The 25,782-nt window shown below is 64.6% G+C and carries 16 protein-coding genes; 11 read left to right on the plus strand and 5 right to left on the minus strand.

The window, feature by feature from the left end:
* Window position 1 precedes the first annotated feature (1 nt).
* A complete protein-coding gene (locus tag V474_RS23725) occupies window positions 2-199 on the plus strand; it encodes a hypothetical protein (RefSeq protein ID WP_059153642.1) in 198 nt (65 codons plus the stop codon).
* 128 nt (window positions 200-327) lie between these two features.
* Entirely contained in the window at window positions 328-3,660 is a 3,333-nt protein-coding gene (locus V474_RS23730) for a glycosyltransferase (protein WP_059153643.1), read from the plus strand.
* Window positions 3,661-3,702: 42 nt separating this feature from the next.
* Here V474_RS23730 and V474_RS23735 read toward each other — a convergent pair whose 3' ends face one another.
* The 3 genes from V474_RS23735 to V474_RS23745 form a co-directional block, all read right to left on the minus strand.
* Window positions 3,703-4,557: an SMP-30/gluconolactonase/LRE family protein gene (locus tag V474_RS23735; RefSeq protein WP_059153644.1), complete on the minus strand. Its 855-nt coding sequence runs from the start codon at window positions 4,555-4,557 to the stop codon at window positions 3,703-3,705.
* Window positions 4,558-4,645: 88 nt separating this feature from the next.
* Complete coding sequence (locus V474_RS23740; protein WP_059153645.1) at window positions 4,646-6,442, minus strand: IlvD/Edd family dehydratase; 1,797 nt, start codon at window positions 6,440-6,442, stop codon at window positions 4,646-4,648.
* Window positions 6,443-6,501: 59 nt separating this feature from the next.
* Window positions 6,502-7,656, minus strand: coding sequence for an aldose epimerase family protein (locus tag V474_RS23745; RefSeq protein WP_059153646.1), 1,155 nt, complete (start codon window positions 7,654-7,656; stop codon window positions 6,502-6,504).
* Window positions 7,657-7,835: 179 nt separating this feature from the next.
* On the opposite strand from V474_RS23745, the gene V474_RS23750 reads away from it, so the two are divergent.
* Window positions 7,836-9,146, plus strand: a complete 1,311-nt coding sequence (locus V474_RS23750) for a sugar MFS transporter (protein ID WP_059153647.1) — start codon at window positions 7,836-7,838, stop codon at window positions 9,144-9,146.
* A 353-nt stretch (window positions 9,147-9,499) separates the two neighbouring features.
* Here V474_RS23750 and V474_RS23755 read toward each other — a convergent pair whose 3' ends face one another.
* Window positions 9,500-10,240, minus strand: coding sequence for a FadR/GntR family transcriptional regulator (locus tag V474_RS23755; RefSeq protein WP_059153648.1), 741 nt, complete (start codon window positions 10,238-10,240; stop codon window positions 9,500-9,502).
* 130 nt (window positions 10,241-10,370) lie between these two features.
* Between V474_RS23755 and V474_RS23760 the strand changes: the two genes are divergently transcribed.
* From V474_RS23760 to V474_RS23795, 8 genes are all read left to right on the plus strand, one after another.
* Window positions 10,371-11,897 carry an aldehyde dehydrogenase (NADP(+)) gene (locus tag V474_RS23760; protein ID WP_059153649.1) on the plus strand — a complete coding sequence of 509 codons (1,527 nt, stop codon included), beginning with the start codon at window positions 10,371-10,373 and terminating at the stop codon, window positions 11,895-11,897.
* Window positions 11,898-11,974: 77 nt separating this feature from the next.
* The gene (araD1, locus tag V474_RS23765; RefSeq protein WP_059153650.1) at window positions 11,975-12,970 is read left to right on the plus strand and encodes an AraD1 family protein; all 996 of its coding nucleotides are present in this window, start codon (window positions 11,975-11,977) and stop codon (window positions 12,968-12,970) included.
* A 3-nt stretch (window positions 12,971-12,973) separates the two neighbouring features.
* On the plus strand, window positions 12,974-13,900 hold the full coding sequence (locus V474_RS23770; protein WP_059153651.1) for a Gfo/Idh/MocA family protein: 927 nt from the start codon (window positions 12,974-12,976) through the stop codon (window positions 13,898-13,900).
* 23 nt (window positions 13,901-13,923) lie between these two features.
* The gene (locus V474_RS23775; RefSeq protein ID WP_059153652.1) at window positions 13,924-15,501 is read left to right on the plus strand and encodes an alpha-N-arabinofuranosidase; all 1,578 of its coding nucleotides are present in this window, start codon (window positions 13,924-13,926) and stop codon (window positions 15,499-15,501) included.
* Window positions 15,498-16,505: an arabinan endo-1,5-alpha-L-arabinosidase gene (locus V474_RS23780; RefSeq protein WP_059153653.1), complete on the plus strand. Its 1,008-nt coding sequence runs from the start codon at window positions 15,498-15,500 to the stop codon at window positions 16,503-16,505. Before V474_RS23775 ends, V474_RS23780 begins: the two co-directional genes overlap by 4 nt.
* Before the next feature lie 116 nt (window positions 16,506-16,621).
* Window positions 16,622-18,052 carry a glycoside hydrolase family 43 protein gene (locus V474_RS23785; RefSeq protein ID WP_059153654.1) on the plus strand — a complete coding sequence of 477 codons (1,431 nt, stop codon included), beginning with the start codon at window positions 16,622-16,624 and terminating at the stop codon, window positions 18,050-18,052.
* A 190-nt stretch (window positions 18,053-18,242) separates the two neighbouring features.
* Window positions 18,243-21,143, plus strand: a complete 2,901-nt coding sequence (locus V474_RS23790; protein WP_059153655.1) for a TonB-dependent receptor — start codon at window positions 18,243-18,245, stop codon at window positions 21,141-21,143.
* A gap of 229 nt (window positions 21,144-21,372) precedes the next feature.
* Window positions 21,373-23,331, plus strand: a complete 1,959-nt coding sequence (locus V474_RS23795; protein WP_236711422.1) for an MGH1-like glycoside hydrolase domain-containing protein — start codon at window positions 21,373-21,375, stop codon at window positions 23,329-23,331.
* Window positions 23,332-23,644: 313 nt separating this feature from the next.
* Here the strand turns inward: V474_RS23795 and V474_RS23800 are convergent, their stop codons facing one another.
* Entirely contained in the window at window positions 23,645-25,426 is a 1,782-nt protein-coding gene (locus tag V474_RS23800) for a catalase (protein WP_456237696.1), read from the minus strand.
* Between the last annotated feature and the right edge of the window lie 356 nt (window positions 25,427-25,782).

Consider the following 25,782-nt stretch of genomic DNA (forward strand, 5'->3'; position numbering starts at 1 on the left):
CATGGCGAGCAATCCCGCCCGCCCCGCCCGCCGCGCGCAGGGAACCCTGGTAGACTGCCGGGCCGAACGCCACGTCGCTGCTTCGAAGATCACGGTCGACGCCTCGGGCATCCAGAGCTGCCGCTGCCGGGTCTGCGGCTGCCAATTGCGGCGCCTGCCCTCGCTGCGGCGCTGGTTCCGTTCCGGCATGATGGGCTGATCCTGCGGCGTGCCGGGGAACGGGGCGGGCTGAACATGACGAAAATTTAAGGCGGCGCTCAGGTCGCCCTCATGACGAGGGGCCTATCCGGCAGGTCGTAATCCCTCGCGCATCGCCGGAAAGCCGTCATGTCCAAGCCCATCTTCTACGATCCCACCGGACGCCGCAGCCGCTGGGCGCGGCGTGTCCTGTCGCTGCTGCTCATGGCAGTCATCATCGGCGCGGTGGCCTTTGCGACCACGCTGGTCGCGGTGCCGGTCCAGCGCGAGCTTGAACTGCCCCTTCAGCGCCTGCACGCCTCCACCCTGCATGGGTCGCCGCTCAAGCACCGGCTGACATCGTGGCTGCCCAAACTGCACCCCGCCGGGCAGCAGAAACCGCTGAGCATCGGCTTCTACGTACCGAACAACGATGCCAGCTTCCTTTCGCTGGTCCACCACGGCAACGACCTCGACTGGGTGGTGCCGGCGGTGGTCAGTGTGTCCGGGCCAACCCACGATGTGCAGATCGAAAGCGATGCCCGCTTCGACCACCTCGTCGTCGGGGAGGCGCATCGCTTCAAGGTGCTGCCGATGGTCCAGAACTTCGGGCAGGCCGAGTGGGACGGTGCAGGCGCCGCCTCGCTGATGCACGACAAGGTCCAGCGCCGCGCTTTCGAACAAAGCATGGGCGCAATGGTCGCCCAGCGCGGCGAGAAGGGGCTTGTCATGGACTTCGAGGCGCTGCCCACCAGCGCCATGCCGGACTATGTCGCCTTCCTGAGCGAACTTCGCGCCGCCCTGCCGCAAGGCTCGCATCTGGCGGTGACGGTGCCTGCGGATACCGAAGGTTGGCCGCTCGAAGCGCTGGCGAAGGTTTCCGACAAGCTCATCTTCATGGCTTACGACCAGCACTGGGAAGGCGGCGAGGCTGGTCCGATCGCGCCGCAGGACTGGTTCCTGCGCGAAGTGCAGGGCGCCCTGAAGCGCATCGGCCCCGACCGGATCGTGGTGGCGCTGGGCAGCTATGCCTACGACTGGCACGGCGACGACACGGACGCCCTCTCGATCGAGGACGCATGGCTGGCCGCGCATGATAGCGGCGCGAAGGTTTCTTTCGATCCCGCCAGCGGCAACGCGGCCTTCGCTTATGACGATGACGCGGGCACCGGGGGAGGAGGACATCACACGATCTGGATGCTGGACGCCGCCACCAACTGGAACGAACTGGCCGCCCTGAAGCGGCTGGGCATCCAGGACATGGCGATGTGGCGGCTGGGCACCGAAGATTCGGGTTTCTGGGCCGACCTTGCCGCATTCCGCAAGGGCGGCACGCCGGACCTCTCCACCCCCAAGGCGCTCAGCAGCGCGGACATCGAAGGCTCGGGCGAAATCCTGCGCATCACCGCCACGCCGCGCGACGGCCACCGCGCCGTCCGGTTCGACGCCGATGGCATGATCCGGGACGAACAGTACCAGTCCCTGCCCACGCCTTACGTCGTCCAGCGCGCCGGCGGCTCCAACCCCAAGGTGCTGGCGCTGACCTTCGACGATGGACCCGATCCCACATGGACCCCTTTGATCCTGAAGGAACTGGAAGCAGCGCACGTCCCCGGCACTTTCTTCGTCATCGGAGAGAACGCGCTTGGCAGCCCCGGACTGCTCAAGCGCATCGTCGCCGACGGGGACGAACTGGGCAACCACACGTACACGCACCCGAACCTCGCCAATGCCGGCGGCGGGCAGACGCGCCTTGAGCTGAACGCCACGCAGCGTTTGGTCGAAGCCTATACCGGGCGCAGCATGACCTTGTTCCGCGCCCCCTATTTCGGGGACGCCGAGCCGACCACGCCCGACGAACTGGGGCCGGCACTGGAAGCGCAGAAGGCGGGCTATACCGTCGTCGGCCTCCACGTGGATCCGAACGACTGGCAGCGGCCGGGAACCGAGTCGATCATCCGGCAGGTCCTCGATCAGGTCCATTCCGCGTCGAGTACCAACGCGATGAACGTGATCCTCCTCCACGATGGCGGCGGCAACCGGGCCGAGACGGTGGCGGCGCTGCCGCGCATCATCGAGACGCTCAAGGGTGAAGGGTACAGCTTCGTCACCGCCTCGCAGCTGGTCGGCATTCCGCAGGCCCGCGCGATGCCGGTGATCTCATCCCCCGATCTGGCCGCGGTGCGGGTCGACGTTGCGGCCTTCGTCCTGCTGATGACGGTGGCCGCGATCCTGGCCTGGGTGTTCTATGTCGCGATCTCGCTGGGCATGGCGCGCGCTGTCATCATGGCCGGTCTCGCCTGGTTCCAGAGCCGCCGCCAGCGCGCCGAGCCGCCGCATTACGAGCCCACCGTCTCGGTCATCATCCCCGCCTTCAACGAGGAGCGGGTGATCGCCGGTTCGATCGCGCGGGTCCTGGCGAGCGACTATTCCGGTCAGGGGGGCCCTGCCTTGCAGGTGATCGTTGCCGACGATGGCTCCAAGGACGCCACCAGCACGATCGTGCGCGAGATATTCGGCGATGACCCGCGCGTGACGTTGCTGACGCTGCGCAACGGCGGCAAGGCTGCGGCGCTGAACCGGGCGCTGAAGGATGCCACCGGCGATGTCGTCATCGCGCTGGACGCCGACACACAGTTCGAGCCGGAGACGATCCGCCGCCTCGCCCGCTGGTTCGCCGACCCCGAGATCGGCGCGGTTGCCGGCGATGCGCGGGTGGGCAACCGGGTAAACCTCGTCACCCGCTGGCAGGCCGTGGAATACATCACCGCGCAGAACCTCGAACGCCGCGCTCTTGCCGGTTTCGATGCGATGACCGTGGTGCCGGGCGCAGTGGGTGCATGGCGGCGCGCGGCGCTGGATTCAGTCGGCGGCTATCCTGAAGACACGCTGGCGGAGGACCAGGATCTCACCATCGCCATCCAGCGCGCGGGCTGGCGCGTCACGTACGATCCACGCGCCGTCGCCTGGACCGAGGCGCCTGAAACCTTCGCCGCTCTGGCCAAGCAGCGCTTCCGCTGGGCCTTCGGGACGCTGCAATGCCTGTGGAAGCACCGCGAGGTGATCTCGCGCCGCAAGCCTTCCGGGCTGGGCCTTGTGGGTCTGCCGCAGGCGTGGCTGTTCCAGATCGGCTTCGCGGCGATCTCGCCCCTGATCGATCTGGCGCTGGTGCTGTCGATCATCGGGACGGCGTTGCGTGTCGCTGCCCACGGCTGGGCGCAGACGCGCGGCGATGTGGGCACGATGGCGGTCTACTGGACGGTCTTCACCGCGATCGACGTGCTGTGCGGCTGGGTCGCCTACCGTCTCGACGGGCACAAGGTGCCTTATCCGGCTCACCTGCTGGTGGCCCAGCGGCTGGTCTACCGGCAGATCATGTATTGGGTGGTGCTGCGCGCGATCGCTTCCGCCGTGGCGGGCTGGGTGGTCGGCTGGGGCAAGCTGGAGCGCACGGGCCGCGTGACATCGCCGCATCCGGCGTGAGATCAATCGCCGTCCCGGATCTGATCCGGGGCGGCGATCGGTTCAGCCCAGGTAAGTGCCAGCGGGGTTGCCGACCACGCCGGCATCCACCTCGAACAGGGCGCCGTCGAACTCCGATTCCGGCAGTCCCTTCGATGCCGAAGTCACGAACATGCGGTCCAGCTTCTCGCCGGCGAAGGCGATGTTGGTGATCCGCCGGGCCGGCAGTTCGATCGAGCGTTCGCGCGTGCCGTCCGGGGCGAAGCGGCTGATCCGCCCGCCGTCCCAGTGCGCGACCCAGAGAAAGCCTTCCGCGTCGGTGGTCATTCCGTCGGGATAGCCATCTTCGTCGGAGAAGCGGATGAACTCCTCGCGCGGGCCTACGCCGTTCGCATCGAACGGAAAGCGGTAGATCGTGCGGCGGCCGGAATCGGTGTGGTACAGCCAGTTCCCGCAAGGCGAAAACGCGGGGCCGTTGGTCACGGTATAGCCGGTGTCGATCACCTGCCAATCGCCCTCCGGCGAAAGCCGGTAGAACGAACCTGTGGCGTTCTCTTCGGCCATTTCCATGGTGCCGCACCAGATCGCGCCGTGGTGGTCCGCCTTGCCGTCGTTCATGCGGTTGCCGGGCAGATGGGGCTCGGGGTCATGACGCGGGGCGATGTCCAGCGGATCGAGCGAGATGGCGGCTACACCATCGCGAAAGCCGCCGATCAGCCCGCCCGAGGCACGCTGCGCGACCCAGCCGAGCGGGGCCGGCATATCCCACCGCGTGATCTCGCCGTCGGCCAGCGTCATGCGGTTGAGGGCGGGTGCGAGGATGTCGACCCAGTAGAACGCCGCATCGCGTTCGCACCACAGGGCGCCTTCGCCCAGAGTATCGCGGACGCCGCGTTCGATCTTGCGCCAAAGCGTCATCGCTTCTCTCCCGTTTTTGGGGACCGCCGGGGTCCCTTCGTGCAATGCCGTCATCCCCGCTTGCGCGGGAATGACGGGTGTAGTGCGCTTAGTGGTTGTCGCGCGGCAAGCCCATGGTCTGGGCGATCCGCTGATACTTTTCCGAACCTTCCAGGATCGCGCCGGTATCCATCTGGCCCACGAGGGCGCGCTGGATTTCCTGCCAAGGGGTCTGCGAGGCCGGGTAGGGGTAGCCGCCCTTGGCTTCCAGATCGGCGCGGCGTGCGGCCAGTTCCTCGTCCGAGATGAGCACGTCGACAGTGCCCTTCTTGAGGTCCATGCGCACGCGGTCGCCGGTTTGCAGCAGCGCCAGGCCCCCCATCGCCGCCGCTTCGGGCGAGGCGTTGAGGATCGAGGGGCTGCCCGAAGTACCGGACTGGCGGCCGTCGCCGATGCAGGGAAGGGCGCTCACGCCTTCGGTGATGAGGTACGAAGGCGGACGCATGTTCACCACTTCCGCCGCGCCCGGATAGCCGATCGGGCCCGCGCCGCGCATGAACATCAGCGTTTCAGGCGTGATGCCCACCGAGGGATCGTCGATCCGGTGGTGGTAGTCTTCGGGACCGTCGAACACCACGGCGGGGCCTTCGAAAGCCTCGGGATCGTCGGGATTGGAGAGGTAACGCGCGCGAAACTCATCCGAGATCACGCTGGTCTTCATGATCGCCGCGTCGAACAGGTTGCCCGACAGGACCAGGAAGCCGGCTTCCTCCACCAGAGGCTGGTCGAAGGTCTTGATGACCTTGTCGTCCTCAATGGTCGCATCGCGGCAGTTGTCGCCGATGGTCAGGCCGTTGACGGTCATCGCGCTCTCGGCGATCAGCCCTTGGCCGATCAGCTGCGCGACCACGGCGGGTACGCCGCCCGCACGGTAGTAATCCTCGCCCAGATATTCACCGGCGGGCTGCAGGTTCACCAGCAGCGGCACCTTGTGGCCAAGGCGTTCCCAGTCCTTGAGCGGGAGGTCGACGCCGATGTGGCGGGCGATCGCGGCAAGGTGGATCGGCGCGTTGGTCGACCCGCCGATGGCGGCGTTGACGACGATGGCGTTGTGGAACGCATCCAGCGTCAGGATGTCCGAGGGCTTGAGGTCCTCGTGCACCATGTCGACGATGCGCTTGCCGGTGCGCCATGCACATTCCTGGCGATCGCGGTAGGGCGCGGGGATCGCGGCGGAGCCGGGCAGCATCATGCCCAGCGCTTCGGCCAGCGAGTTCATCGTCGTCGCCGTGCCCATCGTGTTGCAATAGCCGGTCGAAGGCGCCGAGGACGCGACGAGCTTGATGAAGCCGTCCGCGTCCAGTTCGCCCGCCGCCATCATCTGGCGGCCCTTCCACACGATCGTGCCCGAACCGGTACGCTCGCCCTTGTGCCAGCCGTTGAGCATCGGGCCGACCGACAGGGCGATCGCCGGGATGTTCACCGTGGCGGCCGCCATCAGCAGCGCCGGGGTGGTCTTGTCGCAGCCGGTCGTCAGCACCACGCCGTCGAGCGGGTAGCCGTAGATCGCCTCGACCAGCGCGAGGTAGGCCAGGTTGCGGTCGAGGCCCGCGGTGGGGCGCTTGCCGGTTTCCTGGATCGGGTGGACCGGGAATTCCAGCGCGATGCCGCCCTGTTCGCGGATGCCTTCTCGGATACGCTCGGCCAGCACCAGATGGTGGCGGTTGCACGGCGACAGGTCACTGCCGGTCTGGGCGATACCGATGATCGGCTTGCCCGAACGCAGTTCCTCAAGGCTGAGGCCGAAGTTCAGGTATCGCTCCAGATAGAGCGAGGTCATGTCGATGTTGTCGGGATTGTCGAACCAGGCGCGTGAACGCAGCTTCGGAGTAGTGTTTTCGGTCATGGAGCGGTTTCGTTTCGTTCGTTCAGCGAAGAATGGCGGCCAGCGTGAAGGGTCGGCGATCAGCGCGGCGAAGTGGTGAGGCGGTAGATCATGACATGCCTGTAGGCCTTGCCGGGATCGACGCGGGTCGAGGGGAAGCTGGGCTGGTTGGGCGAATCGGGGAACTTCTGCGGTTCCAGCGCGATGCCGTCGCCCATACGGTAAAGATGGCCCTGCTTGCCCAGGAACGTCCCGTCGAGGAAGTTGCCGGAATAGAACTGAACGCCCGGCTCGGTCGTCAGCAGTTCCAGTACGCGGCCCGAAACCGGGTCTTCCAGTCTTGCGGCAAGTTCCGGGGTCTTGGTCTGGCCCTTGTCGAGCGCGAAGTTGTGATCGAAACCGCGGCCGTAGAGGATCTGCTGGTCACGTCCGTCGCGGATGTCGCCGGCAAGCGCCTTGGGCTTGCGAAAGTCGAACGGGGTGCCTTCGACCGCGCGCAGTTCGCCGGTGGGGATCAGCTTCTCGTTCACGGGGGTATAGCGGCTGGCCGGGATCGTCAGCACATTCTGCGTGGCGTCGCGGGGCGAGCCTTCGCCGGCCATGTTGAAGATGGCGTGGTTGGTCATGTTGAGCACGGTCGGCTTGTCGGTCACCGCGTCGAACACGATCTGCAGGTTGCCTGCTTCGTCCAGCGAGTAGGTGACCTTGGTCTTCACCGTGCCGGGGTAACCCGAATCGCCGTCAGGGCTGACGAGCGAGAACACCGCCGTCGCGACCTTGCCCGACTTGATCGATTCGAGCTTCCAGTTCTGGACGTCGAAACCCTTGCCGCCGCCGTGTAGCGACTGGCCGTGGTCGTTCTGGCGAAGCTGGTAGGTCTTGCCGTCCAGCGTGAACTTGCCGTCGGCGATGCGGTTGCCGTAACGGCCGATGGTCGCGCCCCAGAAGTTCGGGGTCTTCTCGAAGGAGGCGAGGTCGTCATAGGCGAGCAGGACGTCGGCGACCTTGCCGTCGCGGTCGGGGGCCATCAGCTTCCACAGCGTGGCGCCGTAAGTCAGGATCGTCGCCGAAACGCCGTTGGCGGCCTTGAGCGTAACCGCATCGACCTGCCTGCCATCGGTCAGCTTGCCCGCAGGCGCCTGCGACGCATCGGCGGCCAACGCCGGATTTGCGGCAAGTACGACTGCCAGCACGGATGCTGCCGTGGCCAAGATGCCTTTGCCCGAATTCCTCATGCCCTGATCCCGCCTCTCTTGTGTGGGTGTCGTTTCTGTAAGATGCCTGGGTCGCTGACCATTGACGACATCGTTCAGCGCATATAGTCCGACAAATAGAAACAGTGCAAGCCGGTTTGCCACAAAGGTCCGGGTCGGTTCCGGTTTGAGGGGCCGGTATTTGCTTTGAGAGGATAGTCATGCCGCCAGTGGTCTCGTCTGGAGATACCCCCGTGGTTCACGCAACGCCCGATGGCGTGCGCTACGGCCCCGCGCTCACGCTGCTTGCCAGCCTGTTCTTCATGTGGGGTTTCATCACCGTCATCAACAATACGCTGCTGCCGCATCTGCGCAGTGTGTTCGACCTTAGTTACACCCAGACGACACTGATCGAATCGGTGTGGTTCATCGCCTACTTCGTGGCCTCGATCCCCTCGGCAAAGCTGATCGAACGGGTCGGCTATCAGAAGTCGCTTGTCGTGGGCCTGCTCATCATGGCTGCCGGCGCGCTGGGCATGATGCTGGCCGCCAGCATCCCGTCCTACGGCGTGACCCTGGTGATGCTCTTCGTCATCGCCAGCGGCATCACCCTGCTGCAGGTCGCGGCCAACCCCTATGTCGCCGTCGTCGGCAACCCGGCTACCGCATCTTCACGCCTCAACCTCGTGCAGGCGCTGAACTCGGCCGGCACCATGCTGGCGCCCCTGTTCGGTGCCTACCTGATCCTGGGCCGGTCCAAGAGCGGCACGTCCGCCGCCGGCACCGTCCTCACCGACGCAGAGCGCATTGCCGACGCGCACTCCGTGATCCTGCCCTATGCGCTCGTCGCGGCGGTGCTGGTCATCCTCGCCGTGGTCATCGCCAAGTTCCCGCTGCCCGCCATGGGCTCTGCCGGATCGCGCGTGGCCAAGGCGGACCGCAAGAACCTGTCGCTGTGGAACCACCGCAACCTGGTCTTCGGCATTCCCGCGATCTTCATCTACCTGATTGCGGAAATCGGCGTCGCCAACCTCTTCGTGAACTTCGTCAGCCAGCCCGACATCGCCAATACCACGCACGAGCAGGCAGGCCGCTACCTTGCCTTCCTGTGGGGCGGCATGATGGTCGGCCGCTTCGTCGGCTCCGCCGTGATGCAACGCTTCGATGCCAGCAAGGTGCTCGCCCTGTTCTCCATCGGCGCCTTCATCGTGATGATGATCACCGTCTTCGCCCACGGCCCGATCGCCATGTGGTCGCTGATCCTCGTCGGCCTGTTCCACTCGATCATGTTCCCCACGATCTTCACGCTGGGCATCAAGGGTCTCGGCCCGCTGACCGAAGAAGGCTCGGGCCTGCTGGTCATGGCCATCGCCGGCGGCGCATTGGTGATCGTCCAGGGCTGGATTGCGGACAACTATGGCCTGCAAACCTCGTTCCTGCTGACGGCGGCATGCGAACTCTACGTGCTGTTCTACGCACTGTGGGGGAGCAAGGTGACCCACGCGGAAGCGGACCCCAAAGTCGTTTTCTAATAACGGTTCTCAGACGAAACAACAGGGCCTCGGAGATTAGTCTCCGGGGCTTTTTTGTGTTTGAAGGGGAGGGAGGGGAGACCTGGGGCCATCGCCCCGGAATCCTTAAAGCGCAGGTTCTACCGCGCAGACATCGTCATCCTGAACTTGTTTCAGGATCCATTTATCCGATCTGGCGGCGGTTAGAATGGCGAAATGGACCCTGAAACAAGTTCAGGGTGACGGCATGGAATATAGTCCGCGTCGAAATGCCAAGCATCTCGCAAGCCATGTGGCTTCCCAAGACTCGCAACCAAGCTGCACGAACCGCGCCAAGGTAAAGGGGTCTGGGGCGCTGGGCCCAGGTCTTTCCTTTATTTTGCCACCATGGAACTGTGCGTATCCTCAAGCGCCAGATCGACCAGCACGTTCATCGCCTCCGCAGCTCCTGCGGCATCACCGGCGGCAATCGCATCGTACACCCGCACATGATCGGGGATAGGATTGCGCGGCAGGGCTCGGGCGCGTTGTTTGAACTGGGTGGTCCAGTTCACTGCGGCGCCGATCGAGGCGCTCAGGACCAGCAGGGCGTCGTTGCGGGTGGCCTGGAGGATGGCTTTGTGAAAGTCTCGGTCTGCCGCGCGCCCAGCCTCGGTGGTGAGGGTGTGGCGGCGCATGGCGGCGAGGGCGTCTTTCATCGTCTTGAGGTCTTCCTTGTCGCGGCGCTGGGCGGCGAGGCGGGCGGCGGCGGGTTCGACGATGGCGCGCAGTTCGAACAGGCTGCGCACGAATTCGATGTCTGGTTCGCCGGCGAAGGCCCAGCCCAACACTTCAGGGTCGAGCAGGTTCCAGCGGTCGCGGGGGAGGACGCGGGTGCCAGCTTTGGGGCGGCTTGCGACGAGGCCCTTGGCGGTAAGCACCTGTATCGCTTCGCGGTAGGCGCTGCGTGAGACCTGTAGTTCCTCGGCGAAGGCAACTTCGCCTGAAAGGATGTCGCCCGGTACATATTTGCCTGACAAGATGGCTGTGCCGAGCTTGTGGGCGATGGCTCCGTGGAGGCGTCTTCCGGGTCCGCGAGCCTCGTCGCCGGATTTGGCAATGGCGTCTTCATTCATAAAACCGGCTTCTGGCACTGCTATGGGCTCCTCCTGATCTGAAACTAACAGTCCTTCTTGCCAGAAGGAACGACAAACATTGCGTTTCGCGTCCGCTCCTAATATGTCGGAGTAAATAGGGAGACCCCGAATGACTGAATTTCGTTCCATCGTCGCTGCAACCGGCGAGCCTCAGGGCGAGCCGCTTGCTGTCAGCACCCCCGCAGATGTCGCCGCGGCCTGCGCTGCCGCAGCTGCCGCATTCGACACCTACCGCGCGACCAGCCGCGAGGAGCGCGCATCGTTCCTTGAGCGAATCGCTGACGAAATCCTCGCGATCGGCGATTCGCTGCTCGACGCCTACACGGCCGAAAGCGGTTTGCCGCGTGGTCGCAGCGAAGGCGAGCGTGGCCGTACCATGGGCCAGTTGCGTCTCTTCGCCGACGTCGTGCGCAAGGGCCAGTGGCAGCAGCTGCGCATCGACCCCGCCCTGCCCGAGCGTGCGCTTCCCCGCCCCGATCTGCGCCTGCGCATGATCCCGGTCGGCCCGGTTGCCGTGTTCGGTGCCTCGAACTTCCCGCTCGCCTTCTCGACTGCCGGCGGTGACACCGCATCGGCGCTGGCCGCTGGTTGCCCGGTCGTCGTTAAGGGCCACCCGGCGCACCCGATCACCGGCGGTCTGATCGCCGGCGCCATTGCCAAGGCTGTCAAGGATGCGGGCCTGCCGGAAGGCGTGTTCCAGCACCTTGCCGGCCCGTCGAACGAACTGGGCGCGGCGCTCGTGCAGGACCCGCGCATCGCGGCGGTCGGTTTCACCGGCTCGCGCGGCGGCGGCCTTGCCCTCGTCAAGCTGGCGCAGGCGCGCGAAGTGCCGATCCCGGTCTATGCCGAAATGTCGAGCATCAACCCCGTCCTGCTCCTGCCCGAAGCGCTGAAGGCGCGCGGCGAAGCGCTGGGCACGGCTTTCGTCGGTTCGCTGACGATGGGCGCAGGCCAGTTCTGCACCAACCCTGGCCTGCTGCTGGCGATCGAGGGTGAAGGTCTCGACGCGTTCGTTGCTGCCGCCAGCACCGGCGTCGGCGCTGCCAAGCCGCAGACCATGCTGACCACCGGCATCGCCGCCGCCTATGCCAAGGGCGTCGAGACGCTGACCGGCCTGCCGGGCGTTGAAACGCTCGCCAAGGGTGAGGAAGGCAGCCGTACCACGGGCGGTGCCGTGCTGTTCCAGACCACCGCCGCGCAGTTCCTGGCTGACAAGGCTGCTGGCGACGAAGTGTTTGGTGCGGCCTCGATCCTGGTGCGCTGCAAGGACGAGGCGGAACTCGCTCTCCTCCTCGAAGGCCTGGAAGGCCAGCTCACCGCCACGATCCACATGGACGATGCGGACGAGGGCGCCGCTGCCCGTATCCTGCCCGTGCTGGAGCGCAAGGTTGGCCGCATTCTGGTCAACGGCTGGCCGACCGGCGTCGAAGTGTGCCACGCGATGGTTCACGGCGGCCCGTTCCCGTCCACCACCGACCCGCGCACCACGTCGGTCGGCAGCCTTGCCATCGACCGTTTCCTTCGTCCGGTCAGCTACCAGAACCTCGCGCAGGGCCTGCTTCCGCCCGAACTGCGTGACGATGCTTTCGGTGACGGCGCCCCGCGCCTGATCGACGGTACGCTTACCCTCAACTGATCCTGCACCGATCCCCCGCGGCGCGCCTCACAAGAAGGTGCGCCGCGGCAGCGCAAAAACTCTCTGGGAGAGACCCCATGACCTACCTTCGCCTGCTCCAGCACCGCGCCGCCGATGGCGCACGTTCCGTCATCCTGGCCGAGGGCGATGCCGCTCACGTCCTGCCCGGCGTCACTTCGATCCGCGAACTCGCGCTGCGCGCCATCGCTGACGGCGTGTCGCTGGCCGATGCCGCCAGGGCCTGCGGGCAGGGCGAAGCGATCGACATCGCCGCCGAACATGCAGCCGGCCGCCTGATCGCGCCGATCGACCATGAAGATCCCGCGCACCTGCTGATGACGGGCACTGGGCTCACCCACCTCGGCTCCGCCGAAGGCCGCGACAAGATGCATGCAGCTGCCATCGCGAACGAGCAGCAGACCGATTCCATGCGCATGTTCCTCGAAGGCCTCGAAGGCGGCAAGCCGGCAGCCGGCGAAGTCGGCCAGCAGCCTGAGTGGTTCTACAAGGGCGACGGCTCGCAGCTCGTCGGCCCGGGCGATACGTTGACCATGCCTGCCTTCTCGCAGGACGGCGGCGAGGAGCCGGAACTGGCTGGGATTTACCTCGTGGGCGAAGACGGCACTGTTTACCGCCTCGGGCTCGCGCTCGCCAACGAGTTTTCGGACCACGTCACCGAGCGCCACAACTACCTGTGGCTGGCCCACTCCAAGCTGCGCCAGGCAGCGCTTGGCCCTGAGCTGCTGATCGGCACTCCGCCCACCCACATCGAAGGCACGAGCAAGATCGTGCGCGCGGGCGAGACGATCTGGGAAAAGCCCTTCCTTTCGGGTGAGGGCAACATGTCGCACAGCTTCGACAACCTTGAGCATCACCACTTCAAGTACGACTTGTTCCGCCGCGCGGGCGATGTGCACGTTCACTTCTTCGGCACCGCCACGCTCTCGTTCAGCGACGCTGTGCAGACCGAAGAAGGCGACGTGTTCGAGATTTCTGCAGCGCCCTTCACGCTGCCGGTATCCAACCCGCTGGCGCGCGCCGAAGTCCAGACTGCTACCGTCAAGGCGCTCTGATCGATGGACCCGATCCGGATCGCGGTGGTGGGCGTGGGCAAGATCGCCCGCGACCAGCACTTGCCGGCGATTGCCGGGAACAAGGCGTTCAGCCTTGCGGCCACGGTCAGCCCGCATGACGCAGGCGTGGAGGGCGTGTCCCACCACAAGAGCCTCGACGAGCTGATCGAAAACGGCCCGGCGGTCGATGCGGTGGCGCTCTGCACGCCGCCGCAGGTCCGCTATGATCTTGCGGTGCAGGCGCTGAACAAGGGGATGCATGTCTTCCTTGAGAAGCCGCCGGGGGCGACCCTGTCGGAATGCGTCGCACTGTCCAGCCGCGCCGAAAAGGTCGGCACGACGCTGTTCGCGGCCTGGCACTCGCGCTTTGCGGCGGGCGTGGCGCCTGCCCGCGCGTGGCTGGCAGAGCGCCGGATCGAGAGCGTGAAGATCGTCTGGCGCGAGGACGTGCGCGTCTGGCATCCGGGTCAGGCATGGATCTGGGAGCCGGGCGGGCTCGGCGTGTTCGATCCGGGCATCAACGCCCTTTCGATCCTGACCCACATCCTGCCGCGCCCGGTCTTCCTGAAGACCGCGACGCTGGAAATCCCCGCCAACCGCGCCGCGCCGATCGCTGCGGACATCCAGTTCCGCGACACGGCAGGCGCGCCGATCCACATGGACCTCGACTGGCGCCAGACCGGCCCGCAGTCCTGGGATATCGTGGTCGAGACCGACGCGGGTACGCTGAAACTCTCCAATGGCGGCGCGGTCCTCACCCTGCCCACCGGCGCGGAGCATAGTGAGGACCTGGAGTATCCCGGCCTCTACGCCCGCTTCGCCAACCTCATCCGGGGCGGGCGCAGCGATGTCGATATCGCGCCCCTGCGCCTTGTCGCCGACGCGTTCCTGCGCGGCAATCGCCAGACCGTCGACGCATTCCACGATTGATTTTCCCTGGGAGGGGACACACCATGATGAAAGCATTTAGCCGCACGACACTGGCCCTGCTGCTGGGCGGGGCCGCGCTCACCGGCCCATTGGCTACGACCGCCAATGCCGATACGGGCGGCCAGCCGACCACCGCGACGATCGAAGCGGACAAGCCCGGTCCGGTCTACCACAAGGAAATCTTCACCCAGTTCGCCGAGCATCTTGGCACGGGTATCTATGGCGGCCTGTGGGTCGGCAAGAACAGCAAGATCCCCAATACCAACGGCTTCCGCAACGACGTGGTGCAGGCCCTGCGCGACCTTTCGGTACCGGTGATCCGCTGGCCGGGCGGCTGCTTCGCCGACGAGTACAACTGGCGTGAAGGCATCGGCCCGCAGAACAAGCGTCCGGTGAAGATCAACACGCACTGGGGCGGCGTCACCGAGCCGAACACCGTGGGCACGCACGAGTTCTTCGAGCTGATCCGCCAGGTCGGCGCAGAGGCCTATGTCGCGGGCAACGTCGGCAACGGCACCCCGCGCGAGATGGCGGAATGGGTCGAATACATGACCTCGCCCGCCGGCAGCCTTGCTGACGAGCGCGCCAAGAATGGCCACAAGGCGCCGTGGAAGGTCGAGTTCTTCGGTGTCGGCAACGAGCTGTGGGGCTGCGGCGGCAACATGCGTCCCGAATTCGCGGCGGACGAAACGCGCCGCTATGCCACCTTCATCAAGGCGCCCGCCGGCACCAAGATCCAGAAGATCGCCGCCGGCGCCAACGTCGACGACTACACTTGGACCGACACGATGATGCGTGTCGCTGCAGGCCAGCTCGACGGCGTTTCGCTGCACTATTACGTCCACCCCGCCGGTGGCTGGCCGCCGCGCGCGCCTGCCGTCGCGTTCGACGAGCACGGCTGGGCCGATGCGCTGAACGGCGCGCGCAAGATGGACGAGCTGATCACCAAGCACTCGGCGATCATGGACAAGTACGACCCCGAAAAGCGGGTCTTCCTGGCCGTGGACGAATGGGGTTCGTGGTATGCGCAGGACGAGGGCACGCACCCCGGATTCCTGCGGCAGCAGAACACCTTGCGCGATGCGCTGATCGCCTCGATCCACCTCGACATCTTCGCCAAGCACGCCGACCGCGTGCGCATGACCGCCATCGCGCAGATGGTGAACGTGCTTCAGGCGATGATCTTCACGGACGGCGACAAGATGGTGTTGACGCCCACCTATCACGTCTTCGAGATGTACAAGCCGTGGCAGGATGCCACCGTGTTGCCGATCGAGATCAAGTCCCCCTGGTATGCCAAGGACGAGTTCACAATGCCGGCGGTGAGCGGCTCGGCGGTGAAGGCCAAGGACGGCACGATTCACGTCGGCCTCTCAAACCTCGACCCCAACCAGCCCAACACGGTGACGATCAAGCTGGACGGCGTGAGCGCTTCGGCGGTGACGGGACGTATTCTGACAGCCTCCGCGATCAATTCGCACAACACCTTCGATGCGCCCGAAGTGGTCAAGCCTGCGGCCTTCACCGGCGCCAGCGTGCAGGGCGGCCAGCTTGTCGTGACACTTCCGGCCAAGTCGGTCGTCGTGCTCGAACTGAAATGAAGGGCTGGATTCTCGCTCTTGCCGCGCTGGGACTTCCCGGCGCGGCGCCTGCTCAGGTAGTAGGGGGCCAGGACGCCGGAAAGTCCCTGAACTCCCAGCTTTCCGGCGATCTCACCGTGCACGATCCGGTCATCATCCGCGAGGGTGACACCTATTACGTGTTCAGCACCGTGGGCAAATACATCGGCATCAAGACCTCGAAGGACCTGAAGACCTGGACCGACGCCGGTTCGGTCTTTGCGCAGATGCCGGCGTGGACCAAGGAAGCCGTGCCCGGCACCGAAGGCATCTGGGCGCCCGACATTTCCTACGTGAACGGTGAATACCGGCTCTATTATTCGGTTTCGACCTTCGGCTCGAACCGTTCCGCCATCGGTCTCGCCACCAGCCCCGCGCTGGGCGCGAAGGCGAAGTGGAAGGATCACGGCCTTGTCGTCATGTCCACGAAGGAGGACGACTTCAACGCCATCGACCCGAACTTCGTGGTCGATGCGCAGGGCCGCCAGTGGCTGTCGCTGGGCAGTTTCTGGAGCGGCCTGAAGCTGTTCCCGCTCGATGCGAAGACCGGCAAGGTCGCCCCTGGTACCGAGCCTTATTCGATCGCCCGCCGCCTTGCTCCGGCGGGCGGGCCCGCTCCGGTGGAGGCGCCGTTCATCATCCCGCATGGCGGCTGGTACTACCTGCTCGCGTCCTACGACTACTGCTGCAAGGGTGTGAACAGCACGTATTACACGGTTGTAGGCCGCGCGAAGAAGGTCACTGGGCCCTACCTCGGCAAGGACGGGAGCGAGATGATGCAGGGCGGCGGCACGATCTTCCTGCGTGCCGATCTGCAGGAGCAGCAGCGCTTTCGCGGACCGGGCCACGCCGGCGCATTCACCGACAGCGACGGCACGACGTACGTCGTCTATCACGCCTACGACAAGCAGGCCGACGGTGCGCCGAAACTGCGCATCGCGCCGATCCGCTGGGATGCGGACGGCTGGCCCACGGCTGAATACTGAACCCACCTGACGGCGCCCCGGCCGGGTCTCGGCCCGGCCGGGGCGCCTTTTTTCGGGTCGTACCTGAACGACGCTTAAAGCCACCTGACCGAACAAGAACACCCGGAGAGGACGACATGACGATGCTTCTTTCGCGCCGCGCTTTCGCCGCCGCCACCTCGCTGCTTCCGCTCGCCTGCACGGCCCCCGGCAAGACTGCTTTGAACACGCCGACGGCCGCGCCCGCTCCCATGCCGAGCAACCCGCTGGTGCGTCAGCGCGCCGATACGCAGATTTTCCTGCACACCGATGGCTGGTACTATCTGATGGGTTCCGTGCCCGAGTACGACCGCCTTGCCCTGCGCCGCGCAAAAACGCTGGCCGGCCTGGCCACCGCCGAGGAGCGGGTGCTGTGGCGCCATGAAGCCAGCGGTCCGATGTCAGGCTTCCTCTGGGCGCCGGAACTGCACTTCGTCGATGGCCGCTGGATCGTCTATTTCGCAGCCGGCCCCAGCGGCGGCGGCGAGGACGTGTTCCGCATCCGCACTTTCGCCGTGGTCTGTGACGGACCCGATCCGATGACCGGCAACTGGTCCGTGCTCGGCCAGTTCAAGGCGCCGTGGGACAGCTTCAACCTCGACTCGACGATCTTTACGCACCGCGGCGTGCGCTACTTCTCCTGGGCGCAGCGCGAGGCGGGGATCGACACCAATTCCAACGTCTACATCGCGCCAATGAAGGATGCGCTGACACTGGCGGCCGCGCCTGCGCGCCTGACGGTGCCGACGCTCGACTGGGAAGTGCGCGGGTACAAGGTCAACGAAGGGTCCGCCTTCATCGGCCACAATGGCCGCCTGTTCATGACCTATTCCGCCAGCGCCACCGACGCGCGGTACTGCATGGGCCTGCTGACGATCGACGAGAACGCGAACCTGATGGACCCGCGCGCCTGGACAAAATCGCAGGAGCCGGTCTTCGTCACCTGCCGCGAAACTTCGGTCTACGGGCCGGGCCACAACAGCTTTACCGTGGACGAAAAGGGCAACCCCATCCTCGTCTACCATGGCCGCGATTACGAGGCGATCGAAGGCGATCCGCTTTACAACCCGGATCGCCACACCCGCATCCAGCGCCTCTATTTCGATGCGGCCGGCAATCCCGACTTCGGCGTGCCGGTCGGAAACGGCCCGCTGCCCGAACGTTTTGCCCCTGCCGTGCGGCGCGGCGCACACCTCTCGCATGAGGGAGACCGCCTGACCGTCGGCAATGCGCCGATCGCGCAGACCCAGTTCCGCTCGCTGCCTGCCGAGGATGGCACGGTGCAGCTTTCGCCGATCCTGAAGCCGGATCATGTCCTTGTTGCCGCTGCGGACGGGTCTGTAGCCTTGGCCCCCGCCGCCGCGACCGGCGCTGCACCCGGCGCCGACCGCTTCCGCCGCGAGGAAGCGAAAGGCGGGTCCGTCCGGTTCGTATCGCAGGCCTACACGGGCAGGGCGCTCGCCCATTCCTCAGACAATGTACGACTCGCAAATGCAACCGACGCCTCAAGCGCATGGCTGCCGGACTAACCTGATAAATCCGCCGAAACCGCCAGAAACATAGTGTTTCCGGGCGGTCCTGCGGCGAAATGGCAACACTCCTGAGAGCAATTTGACAGCTTCGACGCTTTTTCCCTTGCAACGAATTAGTCCGACTAATAACTAGTCCGAGTAATTGGAGGGGCATGGTATCGGCCAGCCCCATTGGGAGGGTTGAAACATGGCGCTCAAGCCATTCGCATTCTGCACTGCATCCGTTTTTGCTCTGGCTCTGTCAGGCATCGCCCATGCGCAGGACACCGCGCCGCAGGACTCGGTCGGAGACGGCACCGCGTCGGCTGAAGATATCATCGTCACGGGTGTGCGTGCCTCGATCGTGGGCGCCATCAATGCCCGCAAGAACAACGTCCAGATCGTCGACTCGATCGTGGCCGAGGACGTCGGCAAGCTGCCCGACAACAACGTGGTCGAGGCGCTGCAACGCGTCACCGGCATTCAGGTGACGGATCGTGCCGGCGGTGAAGCTGCAACGATCACTATTCGCGGCCTGACCGATCCGCTGACCACGCTGAACGGCCGCAACATCTTCACCGCAGCCGGCACTTCGTTCGCGCTGCAGGATATCTCGGCAAACCTCGTCAAAAAGATCGACGTCTACAAGACGCGCTCTGCCGACCAGATCGAAACCGGCCTTGCCGGCCAGATCGACGTGCAGACCCGCCGCCCGCTCGACTTCGACGGCTTCACCATTTCGGGTCTGGCGCGCGGCGTCTATTCCGAGCTGGCCGACAAGGCGAACCCCAACGTCGCGCTGCTCGTGGCGGACAAGTGGGACACCGGCATCGGCGAGATCGGTTTCCTGGTGAACGCCAGCTACACCCGCGCCGAATACCGCAACCAGAACCTGCAGGCAGGCGCGATGGTGCCTTTCCTGACCACCGATGGCGCGCGGCCTGCGGTCACCACCAGCAACATGCCCGGCGCATGCCCGGGCGGCGCCCCTTTCGGTGCGCTGGAGCGCCTGTTCACCACTGACTGCCGCGCGGTCACGGCCGGCAACCCGCAGGGCAATCTGTGGACGCCCGGCCTTGATGCCGGTCTTCCGGCCAAGGCTGGCTCCACGCTGAACATCAACGGCGTCGAGGTTCCTTACTACCTCTCGCGCGATGCGGTGATCGCGTCCGACCTTTACGGCAAGCGCACCCGCCCGGCAGTGAACGCCGCGCTGCAGTGGGCGCCCAATGAGCGTTCGGTCTACACTGCCGAAGTGTTCTACACCGGCTTTCGCGGCAAAACGTACAACAGCCTGAACTTCAGCTTCGTCGATTGGTGGGGCAACCTGCCTGCCGATGCGGCGAACAGCTTCGAGCTGTATGACGGCACCAACATCATCAAATCGCGCCAGGTCGGACAGGTTGCGGGCTTCAACAGCGGCGACTATTCCACCAACAAGACCGACAGCTACGTCTACGCCTTCAACGCCAAGTGGGACGTGGCGGATCGCGGCAAGATCGTCGCCGACGTCGCTTATCAGGACAGCAAGAACGAAACCTCGTTCTTCGCCATCCGCACCGATCGCGCCCCGCTCGACATCAATGTGGATTTCAACGCCGGTGGCGGCCTGCCCTCTTACAATTTCGCCAACCAGGGCGTCCTGACCGACGCTTCGGCATGGAGCGTGGGCAACCTGTTCGACAGCGGCACGAAGAACACCGGCAGCGCGCTGACGGTGATGCTCGACGGCGAGTACGAATGGGACGAAGGCTTCCTGCGCCGCATCAAGGCGGGCTTCCGCTACGATGACCGCAAGGCCGACAACTATGTGCGCGATCAGGGCGCCGGCGGTTTGCCGGGCGTGACGCTGGCGCAGTTCGGTCAGGGCACGCCCTTCACCAACAGCGGCTTCTTCGATGGACGCGCGGATATCCCCACCAGCTGGGTTTTGGCCGATCCGCGCAGCATGGATAAGGATGCTGTTCGCACCCTGTACCAGTCGGTGAATCCGGGCCTGCTGCTTTCGAACCAGCTGACCTTCGGCCACGTCTTCGGCATCGGCGAGATCAACACCGCCGCCTACATCATGGCCGATGGCGAGATCGAACTCTTCGGCCGTCCGCTGCAGCTGCAGGCAGGCGTGCGCTATGTGGCGATCGATACCGATTACGACTACTTCGATCGCGGCAACAACTTCGCCCGCACCACCGTCTCGACCGGCTCGTCCAAGTGGCTGCCGTCGTTCACCGCGCGCTATGGCATCACCGACAACCTGCGTATCCGCTTCAACTATGGCGAGACGCTGCGCCGTCCGGCCTTCGGCGACCTGAACCCGAACGTCTCGCTCACGGGCGATCTGTCGCGCATCGGCTTCGGTTCGGGCAGCGCGGGCAACGCAAACCTGAGCGCAACGCATTCGAAGAACATCGACGTTGCCGTTGAATGGTACTTCGAACGCAACAGCGCGATCTACGCGACGGCCTTCCGCCGCGAGATCAACGGTCTGGTCGTGCCGCTTACCGCGCGTGAGATCATTCCCAACAACTACCTGCCGCGTAACGAGACCTATACCGAGATCTTCAACATCACCCGTCCGGTGAATGCTTCGGACGGTGTGTTGAAGGGTGTGGAACTGGGCCTGACTTACTTCCCGACGTATCTGCCTGGCCCGCTCAACGGCCTCGGCTTCGTCGGCAGCGCCACGATCCTCGACTCCGAACAGACGATCCCGGTCGTCGACACCAATGGCGCGATCACCGGATCGACCAAGTCGGCGTTCTTCGGCGTGTCGAAGCTCTCGTACAACGCTACGCTCGCTTACGATAACGGCCCGATCGGCGCCCGCCTGTCGTATGTGTGGCGCAAGGGCTTCCTCCAGAGCAACGAGGGCCGCTCCTTCGCGAACCCGATCGGCTTCTGGCGCGCGCCTGAAAAGAGCCTTGACCTTCAGCTTACCCTGAACGTCAACGACGATATCGGCATCACCTTCGACGCGGTGAACCTCACCAAGGCGAAGCAGCAGAACTACTACAAGTTCGGCGATGTCGGTAACCCGCAGCAGTTCAATTCCAGCACGCTGCTGATCGACCGCACTTTCGCGGTGGGCGTGCGCTTCAAGTTCGACTGATCGGGGCAGGCTGCGGCGTTATTGCCATTCCGTTTGCAGCCTGACCCATGGGCGGCCGTTTCTTCGGGGTTCCTTCCTCTCCCAACACCCCCGGGGCCGGCCGCCCCACTCTCGCCGCTCACCTGAAGGGGTAATGATGCGCGGAAAAATGCGGAAATATCTTGCCGTCGCCGCGCTTCTTGGAACGGCGGGCAGTCCGCCCGTTTCCGCGTCCGAAAGAGCGCCCGCAGTGGCAAAGCACGCCGCGCTCGATATCCCCGCCATTGCCAAGGCGCGCTACGGCAACGACGCGCCGTGGTATGAAGGCCGCATCCCCTTCTTCGAATCTGCTGATGCGAAGATCGACGCCGTTTATTACTACCGCTGGGGCCTGTTTCGCGCCCACCAGCGTGATCTCGGCGCGCAGGGATACGTCACCACTGAATTCGCCGACGATGTCGACTGGCAGCGCGAACCTTACGCCAGCCTCAACGACGCCAGCGGTTTTCACATCGCCGAGGGACGCTGGCTGAACGACCGGCGTTTCACCGACGACTACGTGAATTTCATGTACGAGGGCGGCAACGATCGCCACTTCACCGACCACATGGCGGACTCGGTCTGGGGCCGCTACCTCGTCGACGGCGACCGCGATGCACTGCTCGCGCATCTCAAGACGATGCGCCACATCTACCGCCTGTGGGACGAGAAGTTCGACTTCGACAAAGGGCTATACTTCGTCGAGCCGCTGCTGGACGCGACCGAGTACACCGTATCTTCGATCGACGCATCGGGCGGCAAGGACGGCTTCCGCGGCGGAGATGCATTCCGCCCTTCCGTCAACAGCTACATGTTCGCCAATGCCCGCGCGCTGTCGCGCATGGCGCAAATGGCGGGCGACGCGGCGATGGCTAAGGAATATGCCGCCCGCGCCGAGGCGCTGCGCACCCGTGTTCTGGCCGACTTGTGGAACCCGGGGCTGGGCCACTTCACCGACCGCCACCAGATCACCAACGAGCACGTCAAATACTGGGACCCGGTCCGCAATCGCGAACTGGTCGGTTATCTGCCGTGGATGTTCGACCTTGTCCCGGACGAGGCGAAGTATTCGAAGGCGTGGAACCACCTGCTCGATCCACAGTCGCTTGCCGGCAAGGCCGGGATGCGTACGGTGGAAAAGAATTACGAATACTACATGCGCCAGTACCGCTATTTGGGCGATGCCCGCGAATGCCAGTGGAACGGGCCGATCTGGCCTTACCAGACCACGCAGGTGCTGACCGGCATGGCCAACCTGCTCGACCACTACGACGAGCGTGGCCCCGTCACCCGTAGCGACTGGATGCGGGAGCTGCGCCTCTACACGCAGATGCATTATCAGGGAGACCGCCTCGATCTGGAAGAGGACTACGATCCCGAAACCGGCAAGCCGATCGTCGGGCTGGACCGCAGTCACCACTATTTCCATTCGGGCTACAACGACCTGGTCCTGTCCGGCCTCGTGGGCATCCGCCCTCGCGCGGACGACGTGCTGGAAGTAAACCCGCTGCTCCCCGCCGCCGGCGACCCGCAGGCGCTGGCCTGGTTCCGAGCCGAGCGTGTGCCTTATCACGGCCACGAAGTTTCGGTGACGTGGGACATGGACGGCGCGCATTACGGCCGGGGCAAGGGCCTCGCCATTGAAGTGGACGGCCGGGAAGTCGCCCGCCGCGCCGATCTCGGCCGCCTCGAGGTCGCGGTCGCGCGCAAGGCCAATGCGCCTGTCGCGCGCGAGGAGAACCTTGCGGTACAACTGGTGCGCAGCGGCTTCCCCAAGCCCAGCGCCTCGTCCGGCACCGATCCTGAGAAACTGCACGATGCCGTCGACGGCCGCGCCTGGTTCTACCCTGAACTGCCCAACGGGTGGGATTCGGCCGGTTCGCGCGGGCCGCAGTGGTATGCGCTCGATTTCGGCAAAACGGTCACGCTGGGCCGAGCAGAACTGGCCTTTTTCGCGGACGGCAAGCAGTTCGCGGCGCCGCGCACCGTCACGGTGGAGGCATGGCGAGACGGCCGCTGGACCAAGCTCGGCTTGGCGGCGGCGGTGCTCGCAAACGGTATCACGCACGTCCGCTGGCCGGCGCTGGGCACCGACCGTATCCGCGTGACCATGACGCCGCAGCCGGGCCGGGCTATCCGATTGGCGGAACTGAAGGCTTTCGCCCGCTAAAGACAGTGTGGCCCTCTCGAACTCGCGCCGTTGACGCATGTAGCCGCGTGACCGGCCCTTGCTTTTCGAGCAACGGCCGTGGCTTTGCGTCGTGCCTCTCGCCGCCCAGGGGTCCGTCGATGAAGATTCGCAAATTCCGGTTCGAGAGGTACGAGACGCTCGAACCAGGTCTGACAATTCTTCAGGACGTCAGGCTGACGCTGCTCCATCGCATGACCTGGCTTTTCGCGACGATCCATGGATAAGGAAAGAGCGCAACTGTCGTCACAGGGGCGGCGGATGCGCGTCGATCCCGATCAGCTGGAAAACCCCGTCATTTAGGAGGCGCGGACTGGTAATTGCCGGCGACTGCGTTCTTGCGCCCTTCGTCCTTGGCGATCGACGCCGTGGCGGGAATACCCTGATAGCCGGAAATTGATTCGGCGCTTGCCATGCCAGGAGCCTCAGAGGTACCCCCGATCAGATCGCGGGTCGCTTTCTCGATGCGGTCGCCAATATCTTTATCGACATTGCGCCAATAATCGAAGGCGCGCTTGAGAATCGGTTCGCTGACGCCGTCCGCGAGATGTCCAGCCACGTTGTCGACGAAGCGTTCGCGCTGCGCATCATCCATTACCTCGCGGACAAGCGCTCCAGGCTGGCTCCAGTCGTCGTCATCCTGGCGCAAGGTGTAGGCTGCGCGAACCATGTCGCCGTCGGCCATCCATGTCGCTTCTCCTCCGACTTCCGGCTGCGCGCCCGGGCCGCCGTAGGAATTGGGAGCATAAACCGGATCGACCGCATTCACCGTCCGCCCCTGGCCCGCGCGCGAATAGGAATTGACCTGCGCCGCCTTGGCCTGATTGACCGGGATCTGCTTGTAGTTCACTCCCAGCCTGGCGCGATGGGCATCCGAATAGGAAAATCCGCGTGCCAGCAGCATCTTGTCCGGGCTGAGTCCAATACCGGGCACCATGTTGTTAGGCTCGAATGCAAGTTGCTCGATCTGCGTGTCCCAGTCCACCGGGTTGGTGTCGAGCGTCAACTTGCCTACTTCAATCAGCGGATAATCGTCGTGCGGCCAAGTCTTGGTCAGGTCGAACGGATTGATCCGGTAGGTCTTGGCATCCTCGAAAGGCATGATCTGGAATTTCAACGTCCAGGTGGGGAATTCACCCTTGGCGATGTGATTAAACAAGTCGCGGCGATGGTAGTCGCCGTCTTGCCCGGCCATCTTGTCGGCTGCGTCCTGCGTGAGGTGCGCATTTCCATCGCCCAGATCGGTGTGGAAGTGCCATTTGACCCAAAACTTTTCACCCGCCGCGTTGATGAGCATGTAGGTGTGGCTGGAATAGCCGTTCATTTCCCGCCAGTTCTTGGGCACGCCGCGATCACCCATCAGGTAGGTGACCTGATGGGCGCTTTCGGGACTCAAAGTCCAGAAATCCCACTGCATGTCGTGGTCGCGTAGACCATTGTCGGCGCGGCGCTTTTGGCTGCGGATGAAGTGCTGGAACTTCATCGGGTCGCGGATGAAGAAGATGGGGGTGTTGTTGCCCACCATGTCGAAATTGCCGTCCTCGGTGTAAAACTTCACCGAGAACCCACGCGGATCGCGCCAGGTGTCGGGACTTCCGCGCTCACCTGCGACGGTGGAGAAGCGCATGGCGGTTTCCACTTTCGCGCCGGGCTGCAGAAATTTTGCCTTGGTGTATTTGGTAAGGTCCGCCGTCACCTCGAAATGGCCGAACGCGCCGCTGCCCTTCGCGTGCGGCTGCCGCTCCGGAATGCGTTCACGGTTGAAGTTGGCCATCTGCTCGATCAGGTAATGATCGTTCAAAACGATCGGACCGTCCCGCCCGATCGAAAGCGAATGTTCGTCGCTCTGAACCGGTATGCCGGCATCGTTGGTGGTGCGCGGAGCGGATTTTTCGTCGGTCATTTTCGGTACCTTCGGCATGTCTGTATGCGTGACGAATGTATAACGGCGCTCGTAGCCCAACTGTTCCCCCCTGCCGGGCAGTCGTTTTGGGAAGCTGACTTCTGCCGATGCCCTTGTTCGCCGATTCGTGGCCACTCGGCCGCGAGCCGTCAGCCGCTCATACCAGGTGGTCATGCGCGGCGCTGCGGGTTATCGAAGTGCCTGCCGAGAGCCGCCTTCGCCTGTTCTTTCTTTGGACTGGATAATCGGGGCGAGAAGAATGACCTGAACCCCTTATGCAATTTGGTCGAAATGTAGCCGAGCCCATTCGGGTCGTGCGTGCAAACACCCGAGCCCTGCCGCCTTCTTCTCCGCACTCACGTTGGCAGCAGCCGTGATCTTCTGACTATGAGCGGTGAATCATGAGGCTGGGGAGATCGAATCCTGTTCTGACACAGGGTCAAAGTGATAAGACATTGTACTTAATAAAAATGGGAATATCATTAAACACATCGACTCGGGGCGCTCGCAAGAAAAGAAGGATTAGGCCG

It is taken from the genome of Novosphingobium barchaimii LL02 (assembly GCF_001046635.1).
In the GTDB taxonomy this organism is placed as follows: domain Bacteria; phylum Pseudomonadota; class Alphaproteobacteria; order Sphingomonadales; family Sphingomonadaceae; genus Novosphingobium; species Novosphingobium barchaimii.

Bases quoted from the DNA above. Each gene is read 5' to 3' on its own strand.
- V474_RS23725 (WP_059153642.1), top strand. From the start codon at position 2: ATGGCGAGCAATCCCGCCCGCCCCGCCCGCCGCGCGCAGGGAACCCTG.
- V474_RS23730 (WP_059153643.1), top strand. From the start codon at position 328: ATGTCCAAGCCCATCTTCTACGATCCCACCGGACGCCGCAGCCGCTGG.
- V474_RS23735 (WP_059153644.1), bottom strand. From the start codon at position 4,557: ATGACGCTTTGGCGCAAGATCGAACGCGGCGTCCGCGATACTCTGGGC.
- V474_RS23740 (WP_059153645.1), bottom strand. From the start codon at position 6,442: ATGACCGAAAACACTACTCCGAAGCTGCGTTCACGCGCCTGGTTCGAC.
- V474_RS23745 (WP_059153646.1), bottom strand. From the start codon at position 7,656: ATGAGGAATTCGGGCAAAGGCATCTTGGCCACGGCAGCATCCGTGCTG.
- V474_RS23750 (WP_059153647.1), top strand. From the start codon at position 7,836: ATGCCGCCAGTGGTCTCGTCTGGAGATACCCCCGTGGTTCACGCAACG.
- V474_RS23755 (WP_059153648.1), bottom strand. From the start codon at position 10,240: ATGAATGAAGACGCCATTGCCAAATCCGGCGACGAGGCTCGCGGACCC.
- V474_RS23760 (WP_059153649.1), top strand. From the start codon at position 10,371: ATGACTGAATTTCGTTCCATCGTCGCTGCAACCGGCGAGCCTCAGGGC.
- araD1 (WP_059153650.1), top strand. From the start codon at position 11,975: ATGACCTACCTTCGCCTGCTCCAGCACCGCGCCGCCGATGGCGCACGT.
- V474_RS23770 (WP_059153651.1), top strand. From the start codon at position 12,974: ATGGACCCGATCCGGATCGCGGTGGTGGGCGTGGGCAAGATCGCCCGC.
- V474_RS23775 (WP_059153652.1), top strand. From the start codon at position 13,924: ATGATGAAAGCATTTAGCCGCACGACACTGGCCCTGCTGCTGGGCGGG.
- V474_RS23780 (WP_059153653.1), top strand. From the start codon at position 15,498: ATGAAGGGCTGGATTCTCGCTCTTGCCGCGCTGGGACTTCCCGGCGCG.
- V474_RS23785 (WP_059153654.1), top strand. From the start codon at position 16,622: ATGACGATGCTTCTTTCGCGCCGCGCTTTCGCCGCCGCCACCTCGCTG.
- V474_RS23790 (WP_059153655.1), top strand. From the start codon at position 18,243: ATGGCGCTCAAGCCATTCGCATTCTGCACTGCATCCGTTTTTGCTCTG.
- V474_RS23800 (WP_456237696.1), bottom strand. From the start codon at position 25,426: ATGACCACCTGGTATGAGCGGCTGACGGCTCGCGGCCGAGTGGCCACG.